The 24970-nt window shown below is 42.7% G+C and carries 20 protein-coding genes and 1 pseudogene; 10 read left to right on the top strand and 11 right to left on the bottom strand.

Annotated elements, in window-relative coordinates; all coding sequences use genetic code 11:
- The first annotated feature begins 8 nt into the window (after positions 1–8).
- The 6 genes and pseudogenes from AC0KVP_RS03945 to AC0KVP_RS03920 all read left to right on the top strand — a co-directional run bounded on the left by AC0KVP_RS03945 (position 9) and on the right by AC0KVP_RS03920 (position 8020).
- Positions 9–1253: an efflux RND transporter periplasmic adaptor subunit gene (locus AC0KVP_RS03945; RefSeq protein WP_005400363.1), complete on the top strand. Its 1245-nt coding sequence runs from the start codon at positions 9–11 to the stop codon at positions 1251–1253.
- Positions 1254–1266: 13 nt separating this feature from the next.
- Positions 1267–4446 carry an efflux RND transporter permease subunit gene (locus tag AC0KVP_RS03940; protein WP_473339133.1) on the top strand — a complete coding sequence of 1060 codons (3180 nt, stop codon included), beginning with the start codon at positions 1267–1269 and terminating at the stop codon, positions 4444–4446.
- Positions 4446–5903, top strand: a complete 1458-nt coding sequence (adeK, locus tag AC0KVP_RS03935; protein WP_004695429.1) for a multidrug efflux RND transporter AdeIJK outer membrane channel subunit AdeK — start codon at positions 4446–4448, stop codon at positions 5901–5903. The genes AC0KVP_RS03940 and adeK overlap by 1 nt, the downstream gene beginning before the upstream one ends.
- A 103-nt stretch (positions 5904–6006) precedes the next feature.
- Positions 6007–6363: a YbjQ family protein gene (locus AC0KVP_RS03930; RefSeq protein ID WP_094148967.1), complete on the top strand. Its 357-nt coding sequence runs from the start codon at positions 6007–6009 to the stop codon at positions 6361–6363.
- 3 nt (positions 6364–6366) lie between these two features.
- Positions 6367–6804 carry a YbjQ family protein gene (locus AC0KVP_RS03925; RefSeq protein WP_473339131.1) on the top strand — a complete coding sequence of 146 codons (438 nt, stop codon included), beginning with the start codon at positions 6367–6369 and terminating at the stop codon, positions 6802–6804.
- 180 nt (positions 6805–6984) lie between these two features.
- Positions 6985–8020 (top strand): annotated as a pseudogene (locus tag AC0KVP_RS03920) (agmatine deiminase family protein).
- Between the two features lie 95 nt (positions 8021–8115).
- Here the strand turns inward: AC0KVP_RS03920 and AC0KVP_RS03915 are convergent.
- Together AC0KVP_RS03915 and AC0KVP_RS03910 are read right to left on the bottom strand one after the other, a co-directional pair.
- Positions 8116–8922: an SDR family NAD(P)-dependent oxidoreductase gene (locus AC0KVP_RS03915; protein ID WP_148825618.1), complete on the bottom strand. Its 807-nt coding sequence runs from the start codon at positions 8920–8922 to the stop codon at positions 8116–8118.
- Positions 8923–8934: 12 nt separating this feature from the next.
- On the bottom strand, positions 8935–9609 hold the full coding sequence (locus tag AC0KVP_RS03910; RefSeq protein WP_473339128.1) for a hypothetical protein: 675 nt from the start codon (positions 9607–9609) through the stop codon (positions 8935–8937).
- A gap of 183 nt (positions 9610–9792) precedes the next feature.
- Between AC0KVP_RS03910 and AC0KVP_RS03905 the strand changes: the two genes are divergently transcribed.
- The 3 genes from AC0KVP_RS03905 (at position 9793) to AC0KVP_RS03895 (ending at position 14602) form a co-directional block, all read left to right on the top strand.
- Positions 9793–12687, top strand: coding sequence for a valine--tRNA ligase (locus AC0KVP_RS03905; RefSeq protein ID WP_473339126.1), 2895 nt, complete (start codon positions 9793–9795; stop codon positions 12685–12687).
- A gap of 64 nt (positions 12688–12751) precedes the next feature.
- Positions 12752–13603, top strand: a complete 852-nt coding sequence (locus tag AC0KVP_RS03900; RefSeq protein WP_473339123.1) for a RipA family octameric membrane protein — start codon at positions 12752–12754, stop codon at positions 13601–13603.
- 3 nt (positions 13604–13606) lie between these two features.
- Positions 13607–14602, top strand: a complete 996-nt coding sequence (locus AC0KVP_RS03895) for a 5'-nucleotidase (protein ID WP_473339121.1) — start codon at positions 13607–13609, stop codon at positions 14600–14602.
- Positions 14603–14701: 99 nt separating this feature from the next.
- On the opposite strand, the gene AC0KVP_RS03890 is transcribed toward AC0KVP_RS03895, so the two are convergent.
- From AC0KVP_RS03890 to AC0KVP_RS03875, 4 genes are all read right to left on the bottom strand, one after another.
- The gene (locus tag AC0KVP_RS03890; RefSeq protein ID WP_473339119.1) at positions 14702–15070 is read right to left on the bottom strand and encodes an endonuclease domain-containing protein; all 369 of its coding nucleotides are present in this window, start codon (positions 15068–15070) and stop codon (positions 14702–14704) included.
- Positions 15071–15214: 144 nt separating this feature from the next.
- Positions 15215–16237, bottom strand: a complete 1023-nt coding sequence (locus tag AC0KVP_RS03885) for a molecular chaperone DnaJ (protein WP_473339117.1) — start codon at positions 16235–16237, stop codon at positions 15215–15217.
- Positions 16238–16314: 77 nt separating this feature from the next.
- On the bottom strand, positions 16315–17982 hold the full coding sequence (locus AC0KVP_RS03880) for a sensor domain-containing diguanylate cyclase (RefSeq protein WP_473339114.1): 1668 nt from the start codon (positions 17980–17982) through the stop codon (positions 16315–16317).
- Positions 17983–18114: 132 nt separating this feature from the next.
- A complete protein-coding gene (locus AC0KVP_RS03875; RefSeq protein ID WP_094148758.1) occupies positions 18115–18876 on the bottom strand; it encodes a ferredoxin--NADP reductase in 762 nt (253 codons plus the stop codon).
- An 85-nt stretch (positions 18877–18961) separates the two neighbouring features.
- On the opposite strand from AC0KVP_RS03875, the gene gigC reads away from it, so the two are divergent.
- A complete protein-coding gene (gene gigC, locus AC0KVP_RS03870; RefSeq protein WP_094148759.1) occupies positions 18962–19840 on the top strand; it encodes a LysR family transcriptional regulator GigC in 879 nt (292 codons plus the stop codon).
- Between the two features lie 30 nt (positions 19841–19870).
- On the opposite strand, the gene AC0KVP_RS03865 is transcribed toward gigC, so the two are convergent.
- The 5 genes from AC0KVP_RS03865 to nuoM form a co-directional block, all read right to left on the bottom strand.
- The gene (locus tag AC0KVP_RS03865; protein ID WP_094148760.1) at positions 19871–20602 is read right to left on the bottom strand and encodes a cold shock domain-containing protein; all 732 of its coding nucleotides are present in this window, start codon (positions 20600–20602) and stop codon (positions 19871–19873) included.
- A 121-nt stretch (positions 20603–20723) separates the two neighbouring features.
- On the bottom strand, positions 20724–21017 hold the full coding sequence (locus AC0KVP_RS03860) for a cold shock domain-containing protein (RefSeq protein WP_005400349.1): 294 nt from the start codon (positions 21015–21017) through the stop codon (positions 20724–20726).
- Between the two features lie 81 nt (positions 21018–21098).
- Positions 21099–21734: a uracil phosphoribosyltransferase gene (upp, locus tag AC0KVP_RS03855; protein ID WP_058870138.1), complete on the bottom strand. Its 636-nt coding sequence runs from the start codon at positions 21732–21734 to the stop codon at positions 21099–21101.
- 122 nt (positions 21735–21856) lie between these two features.
- Entirely contained in the window at positions 21857–23353 is a 1497-nt protein-coding gene (gene nuoN, locus AC0KVP_RS03850) for an NADH-quinone oxidoreductase subunit NuoN (protein ID WP_005400347.1), read from the bottom strand.
- A gap of 3 nt (positions 23354–23356) precedes the next feature.
- On the bottom strand, positions 23357–24964 hold the full coding sequence (gene nuoM, locus AC0KVP_RS03845) for an NADH-quinone oxidoreductase subunit M (protein WP_171065421.1): 1608 nt from the start codon (positions 24962–24964) through the stop codon (positions 23357–23359).
- Positions 24965–24970 lie beyond the last annotated feature (6 nt).

Here is a 24970-nt window from a genome sequence, read left to right as displayed (position 1 = left end):
GTGGAACAATGATATCGGCAAAGCTTTGGGCCCCAGCCCTTACCGCTTGCGCATTAGCAACGAGTATTGCACTTGTTGGTTGTAGCAAAGATCCAAAGGATGCGCAGCAAGCTGGCGCTTCTCAACAAATGCCACCTACTGAAGTCGGTGTCATTGTTGCACAACCGCAAAATGTAGAACAATCTGTAGAGTTATCTGGCAGAACCACGGCATTTGAAATCTCTGAAGTTCGCCCACAAACGAGTGGAATCATTCTAAAACGTTTGTTTGCGGAAGGCAGTTATGTACGTGAAGGCCAGGCACTTTATGAACTTGACTCTCGTACTAACCGCGCAACATTTGATAATGCCAAAGCAGCATTATTACAACAAGAAGCGAATTTAAGCACACTCAGAACCAAATTGAATCGTTATCAGCAACTGGTTTCAAGCAACGCTGTTGCGAAGCAAGACTATGACGACTTAGTGGGTCAAGTAAATGTCGCTGAAGCACAAGTGGCAGCAGCACGTGCTCAAGTTAAAAATGCTGAAGTGGACTTAGGTTACTCAACCATCCGCTCTCCAATTTCAGGTCAAACCAACCGCTCTACAGTTACTGCTGGTGCTTTGGTGACTGCAAACCAAACAGAGCCATTGGTGACGATTCAACGTTTAGACCCGATCTATGTTGATATCAACCAATCAAGCTCTGAACTTCTTCGTTTACGTCAACAATTGAGTAAAGGTAGCTTAGACAGCAGTAACAACACGCGTGTGAAGCTGAAACTTGAAGATGGTAGTGACTATCCAATCGAAGGCCGCTTAGCGTTCTCTGATGCCAGTGTCAATCCAGATACAGGGACTGTGACGATTCGTGCGGTGTTCCCGAACCCGAATCACTTGCTGCTTCCAGGTATGTTTGCCAATGCACAAATCGTTCAAGGCGTAATCCCGAATGCGATGTTAGTGCCGCAAATTGCAGTGACTCGCACACCAACAGGTCAAGCGATGGCAATGATTGTGAATGACAAAGGCGTAGTAGAGCCTCGTCAAATCACCACAGTTGGTATTCAAGGCCAAGACTGGATTGTGACTGAAGGCCTTAAAACAGGTGAAAAAGTTATTGTTGACGGAATAGCAAAAGTTAAAGCTGAACAGAAAGTTGTTGCGAAACCGTATCAACCTAAAGCAGCAGCACCTCAAGCTCCAACAACGGATGCTAAAAAGACAGAAGCTGGTGCAAAAACTGAACAAAAAGCTACTTCAAATACATAAGGGGTAGACGAATATGGCTCAATTTTTCATTCATCGCCCTATTTTTGCTTGGGTGATTGCACTGGTGGTTATGTTGGCGGGGGTTCTTTCGCTAACTACAATGCCTGTTGCTCAATATCCAACAATTGCACCACCAGTGGTGACAATTGCTGCAACTTATCCAGGTGCTTCTGCACAAACTGTTGAAAATACTGTAACGCAAATCATTGAACAACAAATGAATGGTTTAGATGGTTTACGTTACATTTCATCTAACAGTGCGGGTAATGGTCAAGCGTCAATCAACTTGAACTTTGAACAAGGGGTTGATCCAGACATTGCACAGGTTCAAGTTCAGAACAAATTACAATCTGCAACAGCGCTTTTACCTGAAGATGTACAACGTCAAGGTGTGAAAGTGACCAAGTCTGGTGCGAGTTTTATGCAAGTACTTGCATTTTACTCTCCAGATGGAAGTCTTTCTGGGGCGGACATTAAAGACTATGTAAACTCAAATATTTCTGAACCACTGAGCCGTGTTGCTGGTGTAGGTGAAATTCAAGTCTTTGGTGGTCAATATGCGATGCGTATTTGGCTAGATCCAGCGAAAATGAACAGTTTGCAAGTGACACCAAGTGACATTGCTGCTGCAATTCGTGCTCAAAACGCTCAAGTGGCTGTAGGTCAGTTAGGCGGTGCACCTTCTGTACAAGGTCAAGTGCTGAATGCGACTGTCAATGCGCAAAGTATGTTGCAAACACCTGAACAATTTAAGAATATATTTCTAAAAAATACATCTTCTGGTGCTCAAGTCCGTTTGAGTGATGTTGCGCGTGTTGAACTCGGGTCAGATAACTATCAGTTCGACTCTAAATTTAATGGTAAGGCTGCTGGCGGTGTTGCGATTAAACTGGCAACTGGTGCAAATGCACTAGATACAGCAGCGGCTGTAGAAAAGCGCCTCAGTGAACTTCGTAAAAACTACCCAAATGGTTTAAAAGATCAACTGGCTTATGACACCACACCGTTTATTGAACTTTCGATTAAGAGTGTTGTTAAAACCTTAATTGAAGCGATCATTTTGGTCTTTATTGTGATGTTCCTGTTCTTACAGAATTGGCGTGCCACAATTATTCCAACATTGGCTGTTCCAGTGGTTGTATTGGGCACATTTGCTGTCATTAACATCTTCGGTTTCTCAATCAACACGCTCACCATGTTTGCGATGGTCTTAGCGATTGGTTTATTGGTTGATGACGCAATTGTCGTGGTGGAAAACGTAGAACGTGTCATGGTCGAAGAACATCTTGACCCTGTAGCGGCAACTGAAAAGTCCATGAAACAGATTTCTGGTGCCTTGGTCGGTATTACGAGCGTGTTAACCGCAGTATTCGTACCGATGGCATTCTTTGCGGGGACAACAGGTGTTATTTACCGTCAGTTCTCGATTACGCTTGTTACCGCAATGATTTTGTCACTGATCGTGGCATTAACCTTCACCCCTGCCCTGTGTGCAACCTTGTTAAAACAACATGATGCAAACAAGCCAGAAAGTAATAATATTTTTGCGCGTTTCTTCCGTTGGTTTAACAGTAGCTTTGAAAAAGTTGCCGTGAAATACCAAGGCGGTGTCAACCGCATGACGCACCATAAAATATTCTCTGGTGTGGTTTATCTACTGGTGCTTGCAGGTTTATTCGGTCTGTATAAAGCCTTACCTTCTTCATTCTTACCAGATGAAGACCAAGGCGTCGTCATGACTTTAGTTCAGCTTCCACCAAGTGCGAGCCTTGAACGAACGGATAAAGTCATCACAACTATGACTGATTACTTCTTGAACAAGGAAAAAGAAAATGTAGAGTCGATCTTTACTGTTTCTGGTTTCTCATTCACAGGGGTTGGCCAAAATGCTGGTCTTGCATTTATCAAATTGAAGGACTGGAGTGAGCGTACGACACCTGAGTCGCAAATTGGTGCCATCATCCAACGTGGTATGGCATTGAATATGATTGTGAAAGACGCCTCTTACATCATGCCATTGCAATTACCTGCAATGCCAGAATTAGGTGTTTCTTCAGGTTTTGACATCCAGTTAAAAGATGCTAGTGGTCAAGGTCACGATAAACTGATTGCAGCACGTAATGCTGTGTTAGGCATGGCTGCACAAGACAAACGTCTTGCTGGTGTTCGTCCAAATGGTCAAGAAGATACTCCGCAATATCAAATCAACATTGATCAAGCGCAAGCAGGAGCAATGGGTGTAAGTATTGCCGATATTAATTCAACCATGAACATGGCGTGGGGCGGTTCTTATATCAATGACTTCGTTGACCGTGGTCGTGTGAAAAAAGTTTATGTTCAAGGCGACTCAAATACACGTATGATGCCGGAAGACCTAAACAAATGGTATGTACGTAACAACGTAGGTACGATGGTTCCTTTCTCTGCATTTGCATCGGGTGAATGGACTTATGGTTCACCTCGTCTAGAGCGCTATAACGGTATTGCTTCGGCTAACATCCAAGGTACTCCAGCACCAGGCGTTAGTTCGGGTGATGCAATGCTCGCGATGGAAGAAATCATTGGCAAGTTACCATCTATGGGCTTAGATGGTTTCGACTATGAATGGACGGGTTTATCTTTAGAAGAACGTGATTCGGGCAATCAAACAGCTCCGCTGCTTGTTCTTTCAATGCTTATCGTCTTCTTATGTCTTGCCGCATTGTATGAAAGTTGGTCTATCCCTGTTTCAGTATTGCTGGTTGTACCACTTGGTATTATTGGTGCATTTACTTTAACGTGGTTAGGTATGATCATCAAAGGCGATCCAAATCTGTCATTTAACATCTACTTCCAAGTCGCAATTGTTGCCGTGATTGGTCTTTCTGCGAAAAATGCAATCTTGATCGTAGAGTTTGCAAAAGAGTTGCAAGAACAAGGTGAAGACTTGTTTGATGCAACCCTTCATGCTGCAAAAATGCGTTTACGCCCAATTATCATGACCACCCTTGCTTTCGGTTTTGGTGTCCTTCCGCTTGCCCTTTCAACAGGTGCTGGTGCAGGTAGTCAACACTCGGTAGGCTTTGGTGTCCTTGGTGGTGTAATTAGTTCTACACTGTTGGGTATTTTCTTCATTCCAGTATTCTTTGTTTGGATTCGTAGTATTTTCAAATACAAACCTAAGAAACAAAATAATCAGGAGCAAACATCGTGATGCAAAAAGTATGGTCTATTTCAGGTCGTAGCATTGCGGTATCTGCACTTGCGCTTGCTTTGACTGCATGTCAAAGCATGCGTGGTCCAGAACCCGTCGCTCAAGCGGATATCCCAACAGGATATATTGGTTCAACGACAGGTCCATCTGTTGCAGAACAAGGCTATAAAGACTTTTTTGCTGATCAGCGTTTAGTCCAAGTCATCGAGTTAGCACTAGCCAATAACCGTGACCTCCGTACGGCGACTTTAAATATTCAACGTGCTCAGCAAGCGTATCAAATTAGCGAAAACAACCAACTGCCAACCATTGGTGCAAGTGGTAGTGTGCTTCGCCAAGATACACTCAGCAGCAACAAACCCATGACAACCTATAATGTTGGCCTTGGCGTAACTGCGTATGAGTTAGACTTTTGGGGGCGTGTTCGTAGCTTAAAAGACAATGCTTTAGACAGCTATTTGGCGACTCAAAGTGCACGTGATGCAACACAAATTTCGTTGATTGGTCAGGTTGCACAAGCATGGCTGAGCTATTCGTTTGCTAATGCCAACTTAAAACTGGCAGACCAAACCTTAAAAGCACAGCTTGAGTCGTACAATCTAAACAAAAAACGTTTTGATGTAGGTATCGATAGCGAAGTCCCTGTGCGTCAAGCGCAAATTTCGGTTGAAACTGCACGTAATGACGTTGCGAACTACAAGACTCAACTTGCACAAGCACAGAACTTACTCAACCTGTTGGTGGGTCAGCCTGTTCCTGCAAACTTATTGTCTCCTCAACCTGTGAAACGTATTACCCAAAGTACGGCGTTGACAGCGGGCTTGCCAAGCGACTTGTTAAATAATCGTCCTGATGTCCGTGCTGCGGAATATCAATTGTCTGCTGCGGGTGCCAACATTGGTGCGGCAAAAGCACAGTTATACCCAACCATCAGCTTAACAGGCACAGCGGGTTATGCATCGACAGATTTAAGCGATTTGTTTAAATCAGGTGCCTTTGTATGGTCACTTGGCCCAAGCTTGGATATTCCAATCTTTGACTGGGGCACACGTCGTGCCAATGTGAAGATTTCAGAAACTGACCAAAAAATTGCGTTGTCAGATTATGAAAAAACCATTCAAACCGCTTTCCGTGAAGTGAATGATGCCTTGGCAGTACGTGAAAATATTGGTGACCGTCTAGCAGCGCAACGTCGTCTGGTAGATGCAACCAACACCACTTATAAACTTTCAACTGCTCGCTTCCGTGCAGGTATCGATAACTACCTGACTGTACTTGATGCACAGCGTACATCGTACTCAGCGGAACAAGGGTTGTTATTGCTTGAACAAGCAAACTTAAACAACCAAGTTGAAGTGTATAAAACCCTCGGTGGCGGTGTAAAAGCCAACACGACGGATCAAGTGGTGAAACAACCTTCATCTTCAGATGTGAAATACAACAAAACAGCAAACTAAGGTTTGCAACATCAAAAGCTCACTTCGGTGGGCTTTTTTATTGCTTTTTGCTGGGCTTTTTCCTATCTTCAAAGATAATCAAATCATTTGAATATTGAACATTATGCTTTTAAGTAACCTTGAGTCTGTTCCTGGACATCGCATTTCCCAACAACTGGATGTGGTCTATGGCAGTACGGTTCGAAGTAAACATGTCGGGCGCGACTTTTTGGCAGGGTTAAAAAATATTGTCGGTGGTGAACTCACTGCCTATACCGAGCTTTTAGAAGAATCACGCCAAGAAGCCATGAATCGTATGATTGCGAAAGCACAAGGCCTAGGGGCCAATGCCATTGTAGGTATTCGTTTTTCAACCTCAAATATTGCCCAAGGTGCATCTGAGTTATTTGTTTATGGCACTGCAGTCCGTGTCACACCGTTAGACAACCATCTCCCCGATCCATTTCCAACACAGGCCTAAGCCATGGAAAGTTTAGTTTTCCAACTGCTGATCTTTGCCGTGCTCTTTAGCGTCGGTTTTGGCTTTGGTCGTTATAACGAACGCAAACATTTGGCGGAGCTTGAACAAAATGAGAAGCGTCTTGCTTACATTACTGTGGGTAATTTACGCAAAGTAAGCTTCGAGCAGTCTGGGCACATGATCAGTAGCAATGTTGTGATTTCTCATGATTATTTCAAATATGTACTGGCGACCGTGCAAAACTTTTTGGGGGGTAGACTCACCAGCTATGAAAGTGTTATCGATCGCGCCCGTCGTGAAGCCATCGTTCGACTCAAACTTGAAGCGGAAAAGCACGGCGCAACGCATATTGCTTGTATGCGACTGGCGACCACAGAAATGGGCATGCAAGGCGGTATGGTCGAAGTCTTTGCTTATGGGACTGCCATTCAAAGTCCTTAAACAGCGACTATTGACCAATCATCCATTCACTAAACTCAAATAGCATGAGCGTTCAAAATAGCTCATGCTCGCTCACCTTCTATCGTACATTCGGATGGTAGATTGCTCACTAGAGCATAATTCTCTACACTGAACACAATAAAAATGGACATTACCTACACTGTAAATAGGTCACAGATAATGAAATCTTTAGCACTAAAAATAAGTATGGCTGTACTCAGCATGATTCCACTTGTAGCCAAAGCTGAATTAATTGTACTGGCATCCCCTCAAAGTAATGATGCGTACTATGCAAAAATGATTGATGATATTTTTGATTTTCACGTCGATTATGCAAAAAAAAATTATTAAAAATGGAGACAATGTCGTTGTTCTGACGGACAAGGGCCTCTACCCCGACTATGTCAAAGCCTTGGGCAAAAAGCATGTGGCAATCGCACCGATGCATGACATTTGGATGCGCGACTTCACCAGCGCCAATCCTGCTCAACCCGTCATGTTCCGCTACACGGCGGCAGGACAAGGTGGCGCTAAAAAAGGTCAGGCCATTTCAGATGAAGTGCAAGACGAGTTTAAATACTATAGTCAAAAAGCAGGCTTACAGTTTACTCAAAGCAAACTATTGAATGATGGCGGAAACTGGGTTGAAGATGGTTATGGCAATGTCGTCCTCAGCACTAAATTTCTAGCGGATAACAAGCTCACCGAAAGCGAAGCCCGCAAGAAACTCATCGCTTTAACAGGTGCAAAGCAGATTGCGTTCATTGAAGCCGATGAACAAGGGGGCTTGGAGCATGCCGATGGCGTAGTCAGCTTTGTCGACCAAAATACCTTAGTGATTAACTCTTACCCTGAAGATCCCGACTATGCCAAGCAACTCAAAGCAGATTTAAAGCGCGGCATTCCCAATGTTAAAATTCGTGAAATCATCACCCCTTATGATGGCAGCGAAATCTACGATGAAAAATTTGGTTCTGCATGTGGCCTATACACCAATATGCTGGTCACGCCTGAACGGATTTACTTCCCGCAATTTGGGATTAAAGAGGATGCTGTCGCTTTACAGCAAATTCGTAGCATAACCAAACGTACTGTTGTTCCAGTACAGTCTTCTAATGTCTGTCATATGGGCGGTGGTGTGCGTTGTATGTCTTGGCAAGTGCGTGGGAAAAATGCGGAATTGTTCTTAAATTATTTAAATAAAATCAGTAAGTAGTGCAACTCTGTCCCCTTATCAAAGCATAGGGGGATATGGAAACAATATGATCCTAAAAGGCAGGTGGAAGTTAGTTTCCTCCTGCCTTTTTAAATTTACTTCACTTTCATCTTACGAATCATTTTATACAACGTTGTAGGCGATAAACGAGACACCAGAACCCCCATTTTCTCCTTCCGTCCACCCACTACGATGTACTCTTCACCTTTAAGCAATGCACTCACCACCGTTTGCGCAAAAATATCGGGTTCTAAACCATTTTCAATCGCTTCGTCTTGATGACCTTGCGGTTTGCCCGCGCCATTTAAAGCATTAAACGAAACATTGGTTTTAACAAAGCCCGGGAAAATCACCGATACATCCACGCCCTCATTGGCCACTTCGGCACGCAGGCTATTTGCCCACATATGAATGGCAGCCTTGGCTGCTGAATAGCTGGCACGGTACTGCGTCCCCAATAGCCCCGCAACACTCGAAACAAAGGCAATACGACCTGATTTTTGCGCTAAAAATGTTGGTAGAACAGTTTTGGTTAAAAACACTTGTGAGAAATAATCCACTTCCATAATCGCACGTTCAGTCTGCATGCTGGTGTCAGCAATCAAGGCACGTTGGCTTAAACCCGCATTATTAATTAACCAGTCAATCCGACCTTTTTTCTGTAGTACTTGCTCATAGGCATGACGAACTTGAGCTTCGTCGGTAATGTCGGCACAAATGGAAATGTGTTGATCCGGATTGAGCAGTCCGACACGAACTTTTTCGAGTTCGTCAAAACGTCTTGCCGTGAGTACGACCTCTGCCCCTTGTAAAGCACACTCTTTGGCTAGTGCTTCACCTAACCCTGAAGATGCCCCCGTAATCCACACCACCTTAGCGTCTAAACTGTTTAACTGTGCCATGTCCTTATTGCCTCATACCGAAGTTTTATTTGCGGATTGATCATTTAAAAAAGTCAGGAAATGATCGAAATATTGACTCATCATCTGCGCATCATAGATACGCCCTAATTTATCAAAACGTTTATAGCCCAACTGGGTCGTCAAGTTAATCACCCCATTCAGTGTTTTATCGACCACCAGATTAAATTTAAGCATTTTTTTGGGTTCACGAACCAGACTGGTCACCCCTTGATCGACAATTTGCGTAAACACCTTCAAAGCTGGAGCAACATAGCTGTTATTGCCCTTTTCCATCTGTTCCGCACATCCCAAAAGTTCGGTGACTAAAGTTTTTTCGACTGGGTAGCTTAAAAAATGCATGCTCTCGGTGTCATACATCATTTGCTCTAGATAATTCACCATTGGAATTAGACGGTCATTTGAAAAAAACGACACGGACCACGGCATGTACTTACGCATAGTGTCCACAATGTGCTGAATAATTTTTTCAGACTCCCCATCGCCTGAGGTAGACAAGCGTGCAAGATCACCAAAGACTTGATCAATCACTTCACATGAAATATCCGCTAAAACCTCACCCAAAGGTTTGGCAAGGCTTTGGCTTTCGCCGGCATTAAGCTGTTGATGAATGTGGGCAAAGCGTTTGTGAGTTTCAGGTTTTAATTTTAATGATATTTGATAAGTCATAATGATCCCCCCTTTTTTTGATTTTTACTGCGAACAAAGCGCACTCTAGGTTTAGACACATCATAAAGCGCTCTGCATCATGTCGCAATTGCTAGATCAACGCATTTGCTTTACATGCCCCCATTTGCGATTTCTTTGCTACAATAGATGCAATTTTTTATCTACTTTTGAACTGTTTGAACTATGACTGATTCAGCGCAAAATATCGCTACAACTTACGATCCGACCGAGATCGAGAAAAAATGGTACCAAACTTGGGAAGAACGTGGCTATTTCAAGCCCTCTGAAAAAGGTGAGTCATTTTGTATCATGATTCCGCCGCCAAACGTCACCGGTAGCTTGCACATGGGTCATGGTTTTAACAATGCCATTATGGATGCCTTAACACGCTACAACCGTATGTCAGGTAAAAACACCTTATGGCAACCGGGTACAGACCATGCGGGTATTGCCACGCAAATGGTGGTTGAGCGTCAGTTGGGTGCTCAAGGTGTCAGTCGTCATGACCTTGGTCGTGAAAAATTCATCGAAAAAATCTGGGAATGGAAAGAGCAATCAGGCGACACCATCACCCGTCAAATCCGTCGTTTAGGTTCATCAGTCGATTGGTCGCGTGAACGCTTTACGATGGATGAAGGTCTATCCAATGCCGTAAAAGAAGTGTTCGTTAAACTGCACGAAGATGGCTTGATTTACCGTGGCAAACGTTTGGTGAACTGGGATCCAAAACTGCAAACTGCGCTTTCTGACCTCGAAGTTGAGTCGGATAAAGAAGAAGCAGGTTCATTGTGGCACTTCAAATATTTCTTTGAAGATAAAAACCTACGTACGCATGATGGTAAAGACCACATCGTTGTCGCGACCACACGTCCTGAAACATTGTTAGGTGATACCGCTGTTGCAGTCGCACTGGATGATGAACGCTATACACACCTCGTTGGTCAGAACATTATCCTGCCAATTACAGGTCGTGCTGTTCCAATCGTTAAAGATGAATATGTCGATAAAGAATTCGGTACAGGCTGTGTAAAAATCACCCCTGCGCACGACTTTAACGACTATGAAGTTGGTAAGCGTTGTGAACTGCCTATCATCAATATCTTCAATAAAAATGCAGAAGTATTGGCTGAGTTTGAATACATTTCAAAAGCGGGCGAACAAATCTCGAAAACCATTGCTGCCCCTGCGGACTATATTGGTTTAGAGCGTTTTGAAGCACGTAAAAAACTGGTTGAACAAGCAGAGGCTGAAGGTTGGTTAGATCAAATCCAACCTTATACCTTGAAACCACCTCGCGGTGACCGTTCAGGTGTGATCGTTGAACCACTTTTGACCGACCAATGGTATGTGAAAATTGCACCATTGGCGCAACCTGCCATTGAAGCGGTTCAAGATGGTCGTATCAAATTTGTTCCTGAACAGTACAGCAACATGTACATGGCGTGGATGAACAACATTCAAGACTGGTGTATCTCTCGTCAACTTTGGTGGGGTCACCGTATCCCAGCTTGGTACGATGCTGAAGGCAACATCTATGTGGGTCGTGACGAAGCTGAAGTCCGTGCCAAAAACAACATCCCTGCCGATGTTGCGCTTAGCCAAGACGAAGACGTACTCGACACATGGTTCTCTTCTGCGCTGTGGACGTTCTCAACTTTGGGTTGGACTGGCGATGCCAAGAAAGATGCGGAAAACTATTTCCTCAACACCTTCCACCCAACGGATGTATTGGTGACAGGTTTTGACATCATCTTCTTCTGGGTTGCTCGTATGATTATGTTTACGATGCACTTCATGAAGAATGAAGATGGTACGCCACAAGTACCGTTTAAAACGGTATACGTTCACGGTTTAGTCCGTGATGGCGAAGGTCAAAAAATGTCGAAGTCTAAGGGCAACGTACTTGATCCTTTAGACCTCATTGACGGTGTTGACCTTGAGACCTTGGTACAAAAACGTACCACGGGTCTAATGAACCCGAAACAAGCGGCGAAGATTGAAAAATCAACCCGTAAAGAATTCCCAGAAGGCATTCAAGCCTATGGTACAGATGCAGTTCGTTTCACCTTCTGTGCGCTTGCCAACACAGGTCGTGACATTAAGTTCGACATGAAGCGTGTTGAAGGCTACCGTAACTTTGCCAACAAAATCTGGAACGCAACCCGTTTCGTGATGATGAACTGTGAAGAGCAAGTGATTGGTACTGAAGTTCGTCAGGACCTGTGGGAATTGCCTGAACAGTGGATCGTAAGCCGTCTGCAAAAAGCAGAAGCTGCGGTACAACAAGCCTTTGCAACTTACCGTTTAGACTTGGCTGCACAAGCGATTTATGAGTTCATTTGGAATGAATACTGTGACTGGTATGTCGAACTGACCAAACCTGTTCTGAATGATGAAAATGTATCGGTTGAGCGTAAAGCTGAAGTTCGTCGTGTACTCCTAGCGGTAATGGAAGCATCTTTACGTCTTGCACACCCAATCATGCCGTATTTGACTGAAGAAATTTGGCAGACACTTGCACCGAAACTCGGTATTTCTGGTGAAACCATTATGTTGGCGCAGTACCCTGTTGCCAACCCTGAGCGTGTAAACGAACAGGCTGAAGCCGATATGCAATGGCTCCAAGGTTTGATTGGTGCAGTACGTAACATCCGTGGTGAAATGGGCTTAGGTAATGCGCGTTTATTACCAGTGTTGCTTCAAAACACGACGGAAGCTGAGAAAGCACAGATCACACGTATTGAAGCGTTGTTTAAAGCATTGGCGAAAGTAGAAAGCATTACGTTCTTGGCGGATGCTGAACAACCACCATTGTCTTCTTCTTCTGTTGTGGGTCACGTGTCTGTCTTTGTTCCTATGAAGGGCTTGATTGACCCGAAAGCGGAACTTGGTCGTTTACAGAAAGACTTAGACAAAGTGCAAAAGCAGCATGACGTCATTGCAGGCAAACTTTCGAATGAAGGTTTTGTGGCAAAAGCACCTGCGGCTGTAGTTGAAGGCGAAAAAGTGAAATTGGCTGAGTTTGCTGATCAGTTAGTGAAGATTCAAGCGAATATGGAGCAGATTGCAGCGCTTTAAGGTGTTGGTAATTTAATCTAATATATTGTATAAAGGGCTGATTATTCGGCCCTTTATAGCTCTAGTGAAATTATTTAATTTAAAAATCCAAATTAGAAATTTATTTGAGAAAATATCTACTCCTGCCCCTACGATAGAAATCCGCAAAGAAGAAGAGGAAGAACGCCTTAAAAAGCTCTATTATATTGCTGTAAAAACTCGTAATTTTGAAATTACTCAACTTGTTCAACGTAATAACTTCTTTATGATTTTTCAAGGTGTATTAATAGCTTGTATTATTAACTCTAACAATACTGTTCCATTAATTCATACTATTATTTGTCTAGTAGGAATAGGAGTTTCTTTTTATCAAATGCAAGCTGCTTCTGGTGCAAAATTCTGGCAAGAACATTGGGAAACAGAGGTAGGCGAAGCAGAAAATAGATTAGAGTTTTTTTACAAAGCAAAAGGTGTTAATGATTTTCATAAGCTTTTTAATAAAAATATCGAAGAAGTTAAGAATAATATTTATACAAAATTTTATAAAAATGATAAAAATAAACTCAATCCTCATTTTTGGGAGAATAATACATTTAAAGCTGACTCTAAGTTTTGGGCTAAAGATTTTTACTATGATAGCCTAATTAAATACTTCCCATTTACACCAACAAAAACTCGTATTTTATCAAAACCTTCTGTGAGTAAAATTCCAATTCAAGTTGGAAGGTTCCTTCTTTGCATTTGGCTCTTAACCATTTTCTCAACAACAAATTGGGGAGCTATCAGCTATAATTATTTAAAAGAATTGGGGCTAATTAATGGGCTACCAGGTAAATCTATTACCAATATAGACATTCGGAATCAAAAAATCCCTGATCGTCAAGATGGTTTTGATGATTCCAATGAAATTAAAAATTTGAATAAAGTGAGCCAATAAGTTATGAGTGGATACAACTTAGATCAAAAATTAGTAATTGGTTTAGCATCTAGTGCTTTATTCAACTTAGAAGAATCTGACACAGTCTTTAGAACCGAAGGTGAGTTAGCCTATAGAAAATATCAGCAAGATCATGAAAATATCCCTCTTGAACAAGGTGTCGCCTTTCCATTTATCCAAAGGTTATTAAGTCTTAATAATATTTTCCCGACAGATAAACCTTTTGTTGAAGTAATTTTATTATCACGCAATGACCCAAATACGGGGCTACGTGTAATGAACTCTATTGAGTATCACAAACTAAACATTAAGCGAGCAATATTTTTACAAGGACGCACTCCTCATAAATATATTAATGCTTTAAATATAAGTCTATTTTTATCAGCAAATGAAATTGATGTAAACCAAGCAATCACAGCTGGCTATCCTGCAGGGCTAATTCTCAAGGGCAATATATTTGATATTGAAAATGATGAAGAACTACGCATTGCATTTGACTTTGATGGAGTAATAGCAGATGACTCATCTGAAAAAATATTTAAAGAAAAAGACTTAAATGCATTTATTGAAAATGAATCTAAACTTGCTGATCAGCCAGCAAATACAGGGCCTTTACATAAACTACTTCAACAATTATCTACACTTCAAACAGCTGAATTAAAGTATTTGGAAGATAATCCTACATATGAGAGCCGTTTAAGAGTTTCTATTGTAACTGCTCGTAATGCTCCAGCTCATAAGCGTGTAATTACAAGTTTACGTGCTTGGGGAATTGATACTATCAATGAAGCTTTTTTCTTGGGAGGTATCGAAAAACGTAAAGTTTTAGAAATTCTAAAACCACACATTTTCTTCGATGACCAAGTAACTCATGTCGAAAAAACTGCTGAAAGTATTGCATCAGTACACATCCCATTTGGGATCGCTAATAAAAAAGCTGAACTTCAACAATCTACTGCATCAACTAACCAGAAAAAAGCAGCTACAGAAGGTGGCTAATTTTTACACCCCCTATCCCATAGGGGGAGGGAGCATCATCTGACCTAAAGATTACGCATGAATTTAACAATGGATGTTCCCTCTCCTTTTAGGAGAGGGTTAGGGAGAGGTCTGTTTTAATTCAGAACATTTCCACCACAAATCCTTCAACACGATATCCGTCCGACTTAACACATCATCATTCCAATATCGTACAACTTTCAAATCCAAAGCCTCTAAAAACTTAGTTCGTTCAGCATCATACTTAATCGCATCGTTTGTGCCATGCTGACTTCCATCTAACTCAATGACCAAACCCAACTCATGACAGTAAAAATCCACAATATAGGGAGCAATCACATGCTGTCTGCGAAATTTCAAATTCATAAATCGTTTAGCACGAATTAATTGCCACATGAGGTTTTCTGCATCAGTAGCATTGCTTCGCATGGTTTTGGCGAATTCTAATAATTGTAGGTCTAGTTTCATTTTTTATTTTCCATTTTAATTACCCTCACCCCAGCCCTCTCCCTGAGGGAGAGGGAGCATTCTTTATTAATTTAATAGTTATTCGATACGCAATGAAGTTCCCTCTCCTTCTAGGAGATGAGCAGCACTGCTGCGCAAGGGGAGTTACAGTACCCCATGCCCCAACAACATTTCTACCCCACTCACCTTTTTCATATGCTTTAACCGCTCTTTTTCCCACTTCAACTGCTGCTTTAACTCAGCAGCATCCTTATCTATCACCTTATACACATCATTCATTTTAAGTTGCTTGGTATTAACATGACTACTCAAGTGAAAAGATGCAAAGATCTCCTCTAACTGGCTTTGCAAATTCTGACTCTGTGCTTCTAAAGACAACTGATAAAACTTCACTTGTTCCGAACTTAAAGCTTTTGAGCTTAGGCCTTTATTGGTCTCTAGCTGTAACTGGAGTTTCAGTAAATAAAATAAATCCTGCTCTGCATAAGCATCATTTACCTTCTGCAAAAGTTCAGTCTTATCTAACTTCTTCGCTTCATCAGGCTCACGGTCAGGGTGAATCATCGCAGTAATTTTTAAATACACGGTTTTCAGTGACTGCTCTGCCATTTTGGCTGCTTGCTCACGTTTTTCTTGTTGTTTTAACAGCTTGGCACGTTCTCGTTCTGCTTTATATTGGGCAGAATCGTATTCATAATTTTCCCAGTCCACATCCACGTTTTGTTCTACAGTTTCTGCGAGGTCATGACTTTGTATTGAGTTTGCTTTGGTTTTCTTCGCGCGTATATGCTCTGCATGCTGCATATAGAAAGTATCCACTTTCTCTACCTGTTCTTTTTGCTCGGAAGTTAGCATCTGTGATTTTTTCAGCATCTTGGCTAAAGCGGCTATTTTGGTGTCAATCTGCACCAAATCTGCTTTGCTAAAGGCATCGCCGGCCAAATGATTCCACAGGGTCTCGAGCTGCGTAAATAAAACCGTGTGTAACTCGCTATAAACAAGTAAAAGCTTGCTGCGCGTATAGTTTTGAATATCGGCTTGCGCATTTTGCCATGCTGCCAATTCTTTTTTTTGCTGTTCAATACGCTCAATCAAACGATTTAATTTTTTCTGCTGCGGGGAGCGCTCAACCTTAGGCAGTTGGCTCATTTTTATATCGTAAGACATCACAATAATGCACAGTAAAGCAGAAGATACTTCAGTGTAGCAGATCACCCCAATCTGCCACAGTCAAAGCCTAAATGTTAAAGTGCAACCACACGGTTACGCCCTTGCGCTTTGGCTTGGTACAAATGCTGGTCGGCACGGCGCATGGCAGTCTGTGCATCGCTATCAGTAACCTGAACCACACTCACCCCAATACTAATACTGATGGGATGCTGATCCAAAATCTGCGCTTGTTCGACAGTTTGGCGTAGATTTTCAGCCAAAATCATTGCACCTTCAAGCGTGGTCGTGGGTAACAGCACCACAAACTCTTCACCACCATAACGAGCAACAAAGTCCGACTCACGGATGTTCGAGGACAACACCTGCGCCACTCCTTTTAAGACTCGATCACCCACCTCATGCCCATACTGATCATTCACTTTTTTAAAGTAATCTACATCCAACAACAGCACCGCATAGCCCACATGACTACGTGTAAACTGAGCGTATAAATAGTCCAGATAATCGGTCAATGCACGGCGGTTATATAGTCCTGTCAGTGCATCATGCCGTGCCAACTTTTCCAACTCTATATTGGCCGTTTTTAGTTCCTGTGTGCGCTCCTGAACCTTTTGTTCAAGCGTTGTATTGGCATCCATTAGCTGATGTTTTTGGGTCAACAGTGTGTCGGTCATACGATTTAATGACTGTAACAAGCCTTTGATTTCTCGAATACTGGTATTCGCCTCAAAGTAAACATCTTCACGTCCCTGCTCGACTGCATGCGCACTTTTTGCCAAGTTTTCAATTGGACGGCTAAAACGATTCGCTAAGTGATAAGTCACAAAAAGTAGCAGTAATGAAATCACAAAACCAATAGCTAAGATTTGATGTTGCAGTGACCGAACTTCTACCAAGGCTATCGAAACTGGCTGGCGAATCATGACATGCCAACCCAAGTTCATCTGTGTCTGTGAAAACACAGGAACATCCGTGGTGAGGTAGTTTTGTCCCTCTCCCCAGTCATGCACAAAGTAATTGCCATGTTGTTTGCTAAAACTCGGAGGGTTCACCTGACCAATACTTTTAAACGGATATAGAATTTCACCCGCTTGGTTCACAATAAACACTTCAATTCCACGTTGTGCAGCATTTTCAGATAATGAACTTTTCAGCACATGGCTTGCCCAGCTCCAGTCTGCATGCGCAGCCAAAACGCCTTTTATTTTATGCGTCGTAGGGTCATAAATGGGAGTCGCAAAATCAATAAAACGCATCGGTTCATTCGGGTTAATGGCCTTGATTTTTTTGGCGAGTAGAACAGCCTTGTGTACATCGCCCAAATATACTCGCTTGGAACCGTGAATAAACCAATCTCGCTCAGATACATCTGCACCTTGCAATAAATGATTTGCTGCAACTTCGACTTTACCTTCGGGGTTCGCAATCCCAAGCCATGCATAATATTGATATGATTTTTTAACTTGGTCGAGTTGCTGTTGAACACGTGGATTATTAAAGTCTGCCTCAGCAATAAACGGCGATTGACTCAAAAGCACCATTTCCCGTTCACGTTCTGTCAACGAATTTGCCAAAGTATTACTGATACTCTTCGCAGCAATATATAAGGTTTGACCGCTGGATTTACTCATTTGAGCCGAAGCAGTTTTACCGATATATAAGGTAATACAGAGCCCCAAAGTAAACGCCAAACCAGCAAATAACACCATCAACCGATTACGAAATGAATCCATTTTTAGCATTTACCCCACTGCTCCTCAGTTTAAAGTGTTTCAGTCAACAACAAAACCTGCGCGATATTTCGTCTCTTTCTCTGTGCTAAAGCAGTGTTTAAGCAATACTTTGCTATCGCTATCCATGTGAGCTTTTGAAGCTTACCAATAGTTTTCGACCGCGATATTTCCTTCACCACGGCGGTTCATGGTCAGACCACGTGCTTTCAGGGCTTCTTTGGTGTCTTCAACCATTTGCGGGTTACCACACAGCATCACATGGCTGGTTTCTGGGTTTAGGCTCAAACCGACTGCTTTTTCAAGCTCACCATTTTCAATCAGTACAGGTAAGCGGTCATGCAGTGGCGCATGCGGATCACGGGTAACAATTGGCACAAATTTAAAGCCTGTATGGCCTTCACCAAAGGTCTCTGCAATTTCCTGAATACGTGTTGCATAGGCCAGTTCAGAGGCTGTACGTACACTATAGACCAGTGTAATGCTCTCGTACTTCGACCACGTTTCAAAGTCTTGTAACATCGAAATAAAAGGTGCCAGCCCTGTCCCTGTGCCAAGTAGCCATAAGTCTTTTGGTAACGGCAACTGATAACGCGCCAAAGTCAAAAAGCCGTACGGAATCTTTTCGAGGTAGATCTCATCATCGACTTTTAAGTGTTGTAAATTCGAGGTAAATGCACCTTCAGGCACCACAATCGAGAAAAACTCTAAAGTTTCATCAAAGGGAGAGGACACCACCGAATACGCTCGAACCACCAATTCATCACCCACTTTGATGCCAATACGGGCAAATTGTCCTGCGGTAAACTTAAAATGTGCAGGTCGCGTCATAGTGAAGCTAAAAAGTGTATTGGTCCAACGGTGTACGGATAAAACCTTTTCTAGGCTAAATTTTTCAATTGACATGATTTCAGCGTGGCATCAAAGACGTTGCTCATGTTAGCATGACCACATAATTTGTTAATATTTTTTAAATGTTAAGGCTATATTCATGCGCATGACTTTACGCCAGTTGGCGGTTTTTGTAGCAGTTGCTCAAGAAGGCACAGTAACCAAAGCCAGTGATGCGGTTCGACTCACCCAGAGTGCTGCGAGTATGGCTTTAGCAGATCTAGAAGACGGTTTGGGGGCTCCTCTGTTTGACCGTCTAGGTAAGCGTCTTCAGCTCAATGATCTGGGTCGTTTCCTGCTGCCACAAGCTTTAGAAATTTTGGGTCGCTGTGATGCTTTCGAGCAAGCCGCTAAAGGTGAGTTACAAAGCATTGATTTGCGTTTGGGTGCAACCCTGACCATCAGTGACTACCTCATGCCTGACCTAATGGCTGATTTCTTACAAATTCAGCCTCAAGCCCATTTACAACTGCAAGTTGGTAACACCCGTCAAATGATTGAGGCGGTGAATCAGTTCCAACTAGATTTGGCTTTGATTGAAGGCTCTTGTCACTTACCACAGCTACAATGTATTCACTGGCGTGACGATGAATTGGCCGTCTGCTGTGCACCAGACCATCCTTTGGCGCAGTTAAATCGCACATTAACGCCTGATGACTTTAAATCTGTCGAGTGGATCTTGCGCGAAGAAGGTTCAGGTACGCGTGAAGTGTTTGATAACGCTATTTTAAAAGACTTGCCTGATGCCAATATCCGTCTAACCTTGGGTCATAATGAAGCGATTTTAAAAATCGTGGCGGGTGGTTTAGGGATGTCATGTATTTCAAAACTGGCAACAGAACCTTTGCGCGAAAAAGGCCAGTTAGTGGTGCTTGATACTCCGTTTTGGTCTCTCACGCGTCCACTGTTCATGTTGGTGCATCGTCAGAAGTACCAAGGCCCAGGACTCAAAGCCTTTATGAAATTCTGCGAAAAATAAGTAAGTAAAAAGCACCCAAGGGTGCTTTTTTTATTTCCCAAATTGGCGCTCACAAGGCTCACCATCATTGTTCCCATCCATTTGGGTATTTGGACAATTCCTTAAGAAGTAAACCGCTTCTTCATAAGAACGCATTTGGGAGCAATGGGTTCGTCCATCGCATTTAAACTGTCCAGTGCTGACAGGTAAACGACCATTTTGTTTATCAATACTTTCCGTTACACGTTCAGAGCGTGGTTGATTGGTCTGATGCAGACCTGTCTCTAAATTACGCTTACCTTGCTCAGATAAGATTTGATCGGGCAACTTTCCTAAAGCTTTACGCTGTTCTTCTACAATCTGTTGCTGCTCGAGCATCAACTGTTCAGCTTTACGCTGTTTTTCTGCACTATAACTTTGATATTTCCCATAGGTCAAAAAGCCCAGTACCGCGACGATAATGATGCCAATCACGGTGATGATGGTACTTTTATGCCCCGCCTCATGGTAACGTGGTGAAGTTTGGGTACGCGCTTTTTTCTTATTTGATGATGTCGTTGCTTTACTTTCTGAGGACAGACCGAGCCGCTGGATATTCCCAGCCTTAAACTTGCCTTGGTCTTCTACAATCATAAACTGAAGTGCTTCACCAAGCTTGGGCTCAATGTTGTGCTGTGGCAAATCTTTGATATGAAAAAACACATCATCAATATCCCCTTCCACCTCAATGAAACCAAAACCACGTGGGGTACTAAAGCTTTTGATTTTCCCTTTCAGAAACATAATCTGCTCTATTCAACTGTATTTTTCGTATTGTAATCAATAAAAAAGAGGCTAAAAAGCCTCTTTGCTTCAAAATACAAAGATTAATCTTTGTACGATTTCACTCTGAATCAACGCTGACTTAGCGTCTAAAATTAGACAATAAGTCTGTGGTAATCGATTTATTATGGCTTGAGACTTTCGATTTTTTGGCTTTGGCAGAGTTGTCTTCAACCCGCTCAATTTTAATCGCTTTATAGCGATCGCCATTTTCAACCACATTAAACTTCACGCGTTCATTGCGTTTCGGCTCACCTGAGTCTGCAGGAAAATCCGAGATATGAAAAAATACGTCGCCTTCAGGTGAGGAAATAAAACCAAAACCTTTGTCAGCGTTATATTGCTTAACTTTTCCTTGATATTGCTCGGCCTTCATAAACAGATCCTAATATGTACACGCTTTGTTGTAGTATATAAAAAAGAGGCTATAAAAGCCTCTTTTTGCTGGGGCTCAATCTTAATCTTTTTGAACTGAACCAAAGATTTTATCGCCCGCATCGCCTAGACCCGGCACGATATAACCATTGGCATTTAAGCCTTGGTCAATTGAAGCCGTGAAAATAGTGACATCTGGGTGCGCATCCAAAACACGTTTAATACCTTCAGGCGCCGCAACCAACACCATCACACGAATGTCTTTACAGCCACTTGCTTTCAATACATCAATCGCAGCAACCAATGAAGAACCCGTTGCAAGCATTGGGTCGATGATCATTGCTAAACGGTTTTGTACATCTGGAACTAATTTTTTGTAATAAGTACGTGCTTCAAGCGTTTCTTCATCACGCTCTAAACCCAGTACAGACACTTTTGCACTTGGAATCAGATTTAAGAAACCATCTAACATGCCAATACCCGCACGTAAAATTGGCACAACCGTGATTTTTTTACCCACAATGCGATCTACCGTTACTTTACCATTCCAACCATCAATTTCATGGTCGCAAACAGGTAAATCTTTGGTCGCTTCATAGGTCAACAGCATGGTCACTTCTTGAGCCAGCTCACGGAAGTTTTTAGTGCTGATATCGGCACGACGAAGAAGACCAAGCTTATGACGAATCAGTGGATGACGAATTTCATGGATAGCCACGGGAGAGCACCTAAAAGGTAAAATAAAATTCCTTACATTATAAAGCTTTTTATCGTGCGATAAAAACAAAAAAGCCCCCAATTGATGGAGGCTTTTTTGTTAAAACGAAACGTTTTTAAAAATTAGTGCTGTTGAGAAAGCATAAAGTGGATTGGAGATAGAATCTCTGACTGGAGTGCTAACTTGATAATTGGATCTGGATAGATACCAATCACAAGCACTGCTGCCGCAGCTAAAAGCACCATAATACCACCCACTTTTTGACCCCAATGATCCACAGCGTCTACACGAGGTGCATCTGGTGGTGTCATGTACATGACAACCATCACACGGAGATAGTAGTACAGACCAATACCAGAACCAACGATGATCATCGCAGCAAGGAACCAATGTTGAGTCGTTACCGCAGCCATGACCACAAGGAACTTACCAATGAAGCCCGCTGTCAATGGAATACCCGCAAGCGATAGCATCATCACGGTTAATACGGCAGTCAACACTGGACGACGCCAGAATAGACCACGATAATCCGCTAAGCTTTCTGCTTCGTCTACGTTGTTGTATGGGCTAGACATCAATGCAACCGCACCAAACGCACCAATCGTAGTTAACACATAAGTGATCACATAGACCGATACGTTACCAAGGCTTGCATAAGTCATGCTGATTAAACCAATCAACAAGTAACCAAAGTGCGCAATTGAAGAGTATGCCAAGATACGTTTCAAGTTCACTTGTTTCACTGCAAGGAAGTTACCCACCAAGATCGATAATACCGCAATCACGGTTAAGATCGTCACGATTGAGTCAACAAGGATCGCACCTGAGGTTAGGATGTAACGTACAAACAGACCAATTGTCGCAACTTTTGCAGCTGTAGCAAGGAATGTTGCGATCGGTGTTGGTGCACCTGCATAAACGTCTGGCGTCCATTTGTGGAATGGCGCTAAAGACAGTTTGAATGCCACAGCAAAAACTATTAGACCTAAACCTAAAAGTACCATTGGCTGTTGGATGTTTTGCATTAACGCTTGAACATTGTCATAGAATGACATTGAACCTGTGTACGCGTAAATGTAAGCCATACCCATCAACAACATTGCCGAAGCTGTTGCTGAAAGTACCAAGTACTTCACACCCGCTTCTAAAGACTTAGAGCGTTGGTGTGTATATGCCAATAAGCCATATACAGGAATCGACATCAACTCAAGGCTAATGAAGAACGATGCATAGTGAGAGCTTGCCACCATTAACATTGCACCAGTCACTGATGACAACATTAAGATATACAACTCTTCACGGTTATCTTTATAGCTTTCGATATAGGCATGCGACAGAGTACAGCATGCCAAAGCAGCAATTAGAATAATTACTTGGTACAGCAAGGTGAACGCATCCACCATGAACATACCCATCACGTTCGCAGGTTTGAAAGCACCACCGAACATTGTGAATAGTACATATGCTGCCGCAAGGTTTAAGCCCACCACTGATGCTGTCGCAATTAAGTTATGGTTACGCTTAATTGCAGTAAGAATCATCACGACGATCGTTGTTAAAGCAACGATCATCACAGGAGCTAAAGGCATAAGCTCAGAAAATGACATTGTGAAGTTCATGACTTATTGCATCTCCACATTTTCGAGTTGAACAGTTGCTTGACTCGCAACGTCAACTACTTCTTGTACAGGAATGTAGCTGTTCGCTAACCACGCCATGCTTGAATTTGAAATATCAAGGAAGCTTTGTGGGTACAAACCAAGCCATAACAGACCGAAAGCACAGATTAACAAGATCACTACTTCACGCGCATTTAAGTCTTTCAATGGGTTGTTGTAGTGCTGCTGTTGTTCTTCGTTTGGCGTACCAAACAACGCTTTGTGGATCAGAATCAAGCCATAAAGACCTGCAAATACTAAGCTTACTGCCGCAAGAATAGTAAACACTGGGAATTTTGCATAAGAACCCATCAAGATCAGGAACTCACCAATGAAGTTACCTAGACCTGGAATACCTACAAGCGCCGCCACGAAGAACATGAGGAAGAATGCAAGATATGGGAACTGACCACGCATACCACCCATCAAACGCATATCACGTGTATGAACACGCTCGTACACTTGACCACACATAATGAACAATGCAGCAGATGACAAGCCATGTGCCAACATCATGATCATCAAACCTTGGAAGGTTAAGATGTTACCTGCGTAAATCGCAAGTAAAACAAAGCCCATGTGTGAAATTGACGTGTACGCAAGTAAACGTTTCATATCGGTTTGCTGGAAAGCACACCAAGCACCGTAGAAGATACCGATTAAACCGAAAATGATCGCGATGTCTGCAAACTGCGCAGAAGCCGCTGGGAAGAATGGAATCACAAAACGCAGTAAACCATATGCAGCCGTCTTAATTAAGATACCTGCAAGGTCAACCGAACCTGCTGTAGGGGCTTGCGCATGCGCATCTGGTAACCAGCCATGTAATGGGAAAACTGGAAGTTTTACCGCAAAACCGACGAATAAACACAGCATGAATGCAAAAGCAACAGCGGGTAATTCTTTGTCTAAAGTATTGGCTACAGCTAATAAGTAGTTATAATCAAAACCGATCATACCCGTCATCATGTAACCATAAACCACAAGGCCTAGGATACCGATGAGCATGATAAGACCCGCTACTTGCGTGTAGAGGAAGAATTTGGTTGCAGCATAAACACGTGACTTACCTTCTGCCCCTTTATGACCCCAAAGTGCGATCAAGAAGTAGATAGGTACAAGCATCATCTCCCAGAAGAAGAAGAATAAGAACATGTCAATCGCTAAGAATACACCGATCACACCACCCAAAGACCATAAAAGGTTTAAGTGGAAGAAACCAACATTCTTTTGAATTTCACCCCAAGAACAGCCGACAGCCAACACACCTAAAAGTGCCGTTAAGCCCACCATTAATAGAGATAGACCATCCACTGCTAAGTGGATGTTAATGCCTAAAGTCTGAATCCATGGCAACATAAATTCAGCAGACCACGATGGCACTTTCGCGCCAAGTTCGTAGTTAAATGTACCTGTCTGCCATAGCGCAACAGTTAAGCCCAAAGTAATGAGCATACCCACTAACGCGATATAACGCGGCAGTTTGTCGTCGAGTTTGTCGACTAACCAACAAATAAAACCAGCAATGAACGGAACTAAGATCAGCGCGGGTAGAATCCAGTTGTTTGTGATTTCCAT

The organism is Acinetobacter sp. DL27, from assembly GCF_055810995.1.
This window is presented reverse-complemented; position numbering and strand designations above follow the sequence as displayed.

What these genes read in the sequence shown, in the direction of transcription:
- AC0KVP_RS03945 (WP_005400363.1), top strand. Translation starts at nt 9, where the DNA reads ATGATATCGGCAAAGCTTTGGGCCCCAGCCCTTACCGCTTGCGCATTA.
- AC0KVP_RS03940 (WP_473339133.1), top strand. Translation starts at nt 1,267, where the DNA reads ATGGCTCAATTTTTCATTCATCGCCCTATTTTTGCTTGGGTGATTGCA.
- adeK (WP_004695429.1), top strand. Translation starts at nt 4,446, where the DNA reads ATGCAAAAAGTATGGTCTATTTCAGGTCGTAGCATTGCGGTATCTGCA.
- AC0KVP_RS03930 (WP_094148967.1), top strand. Translation starts at nt 6,007, where the DNA reads ATGCTTTTAAGTAACCTTGAGTCTGTTCCTGGACATCGCATTTCCCAA.
- AC0KVP_RS03925 (WP_473339131.1), top strand. Translation starts at nt 6,367, where the DNA reads ATGGAAAGTTTAGTTTTCCAACTGCTGATCTTTGCCGTGCTCTTTAGC.
- AC0KVP_RS03915 (WP_148825618.1), bottom strand. Translation starts at nt 8,922, where the DNA reads ATGGCACAGTTAAACAGTTTAGACGCTAAGGTGGTGTGGATTACGGGG.
- AC0KVP_RS03910 (WP_473339128.1), bottom strand. Translation starts at nt 9,609, where the DNA reads ATGACTTATCAAATATCATTAAAATTAAAACCTGAAACTCACAAACGC.
- AC0KVP_RS03905 (WP_473339126.1), top strand. Translation starts at nt 9,793, where the DNA reads ATGACTGATTCAGCGCAAAATATCGCTACAACTTACGATCCGACCGAG.
- AC0KVP_RS03895 (WP_473339121.1), top strand. Translation starts at nt 13,607, where the DNA reads ATGAGTGGATACAACTTAGATCAAAAATTAGTAATTGGTTTAGCATCT.
- AC0KVP_RS03890 (WP_473339119.1), bottom strand. Translation starts at nt 15,070, where the DNA reads ATGAAACTAGACCTACAATTATTAGAATTCGCCAAAACCATGCGAAGC.
- AC0KVP_RS03885 (WP_473339117.1), bottom strand. Translation starts at nt 16,237, where the DNA reads ATGTCTTACGATATAAAAATGAGCCAACTGCCTAAGGTTGAGCGCTCC.
- AC0KVP_RS03880 (WP_473339114.1), bottom strand. Translation starts at nt 17,982, where the DNA reads ATGCTAAAAATGGATTCATTTCGTAATCGGTTGATGGTGTTATTTGCT.
- AC0KVP_RS03875 (WP_094148758.1), bottom strand. Translation starts at nt 18,876, where the DNA reads ATGTCAATTGAAAAATTTAGCCTAGAAAAGGTTTTATCCGTACACCGT.
- gigC (WP_094148759.1), top strand. Translation starts at nt 18,962, where the DNA reads ATGCGCATGACTTTACGCCAGTTGGCGGTTTTTGTAGCAGTTGCTCAA.
- AC0KVP_RS03865 (WP_094148760.1), bottom strand. Translation starts at nt 20,602, where the DNA reads ATGTTTCTGAAAGGGAAAATCAAAAGCTTTAGTACCCCACGTGGTTTT.
- AC0KVP_RS03860 (WP_005400349.1), bottom strand. Translation starts at nt 21,017, where the DNA reads ATGAAGGCCGAGCAATATCAAGGAAAAGTTAAGCAATATAACGCTGAC.
- nuoN (WP_005400347.1), bottom strand. Translation starts at nt 23,353, where the DNA reads ATGAACTTCACAATGTCATTTTCTGAGCTTATGCCTTTAGCTCCTGTG.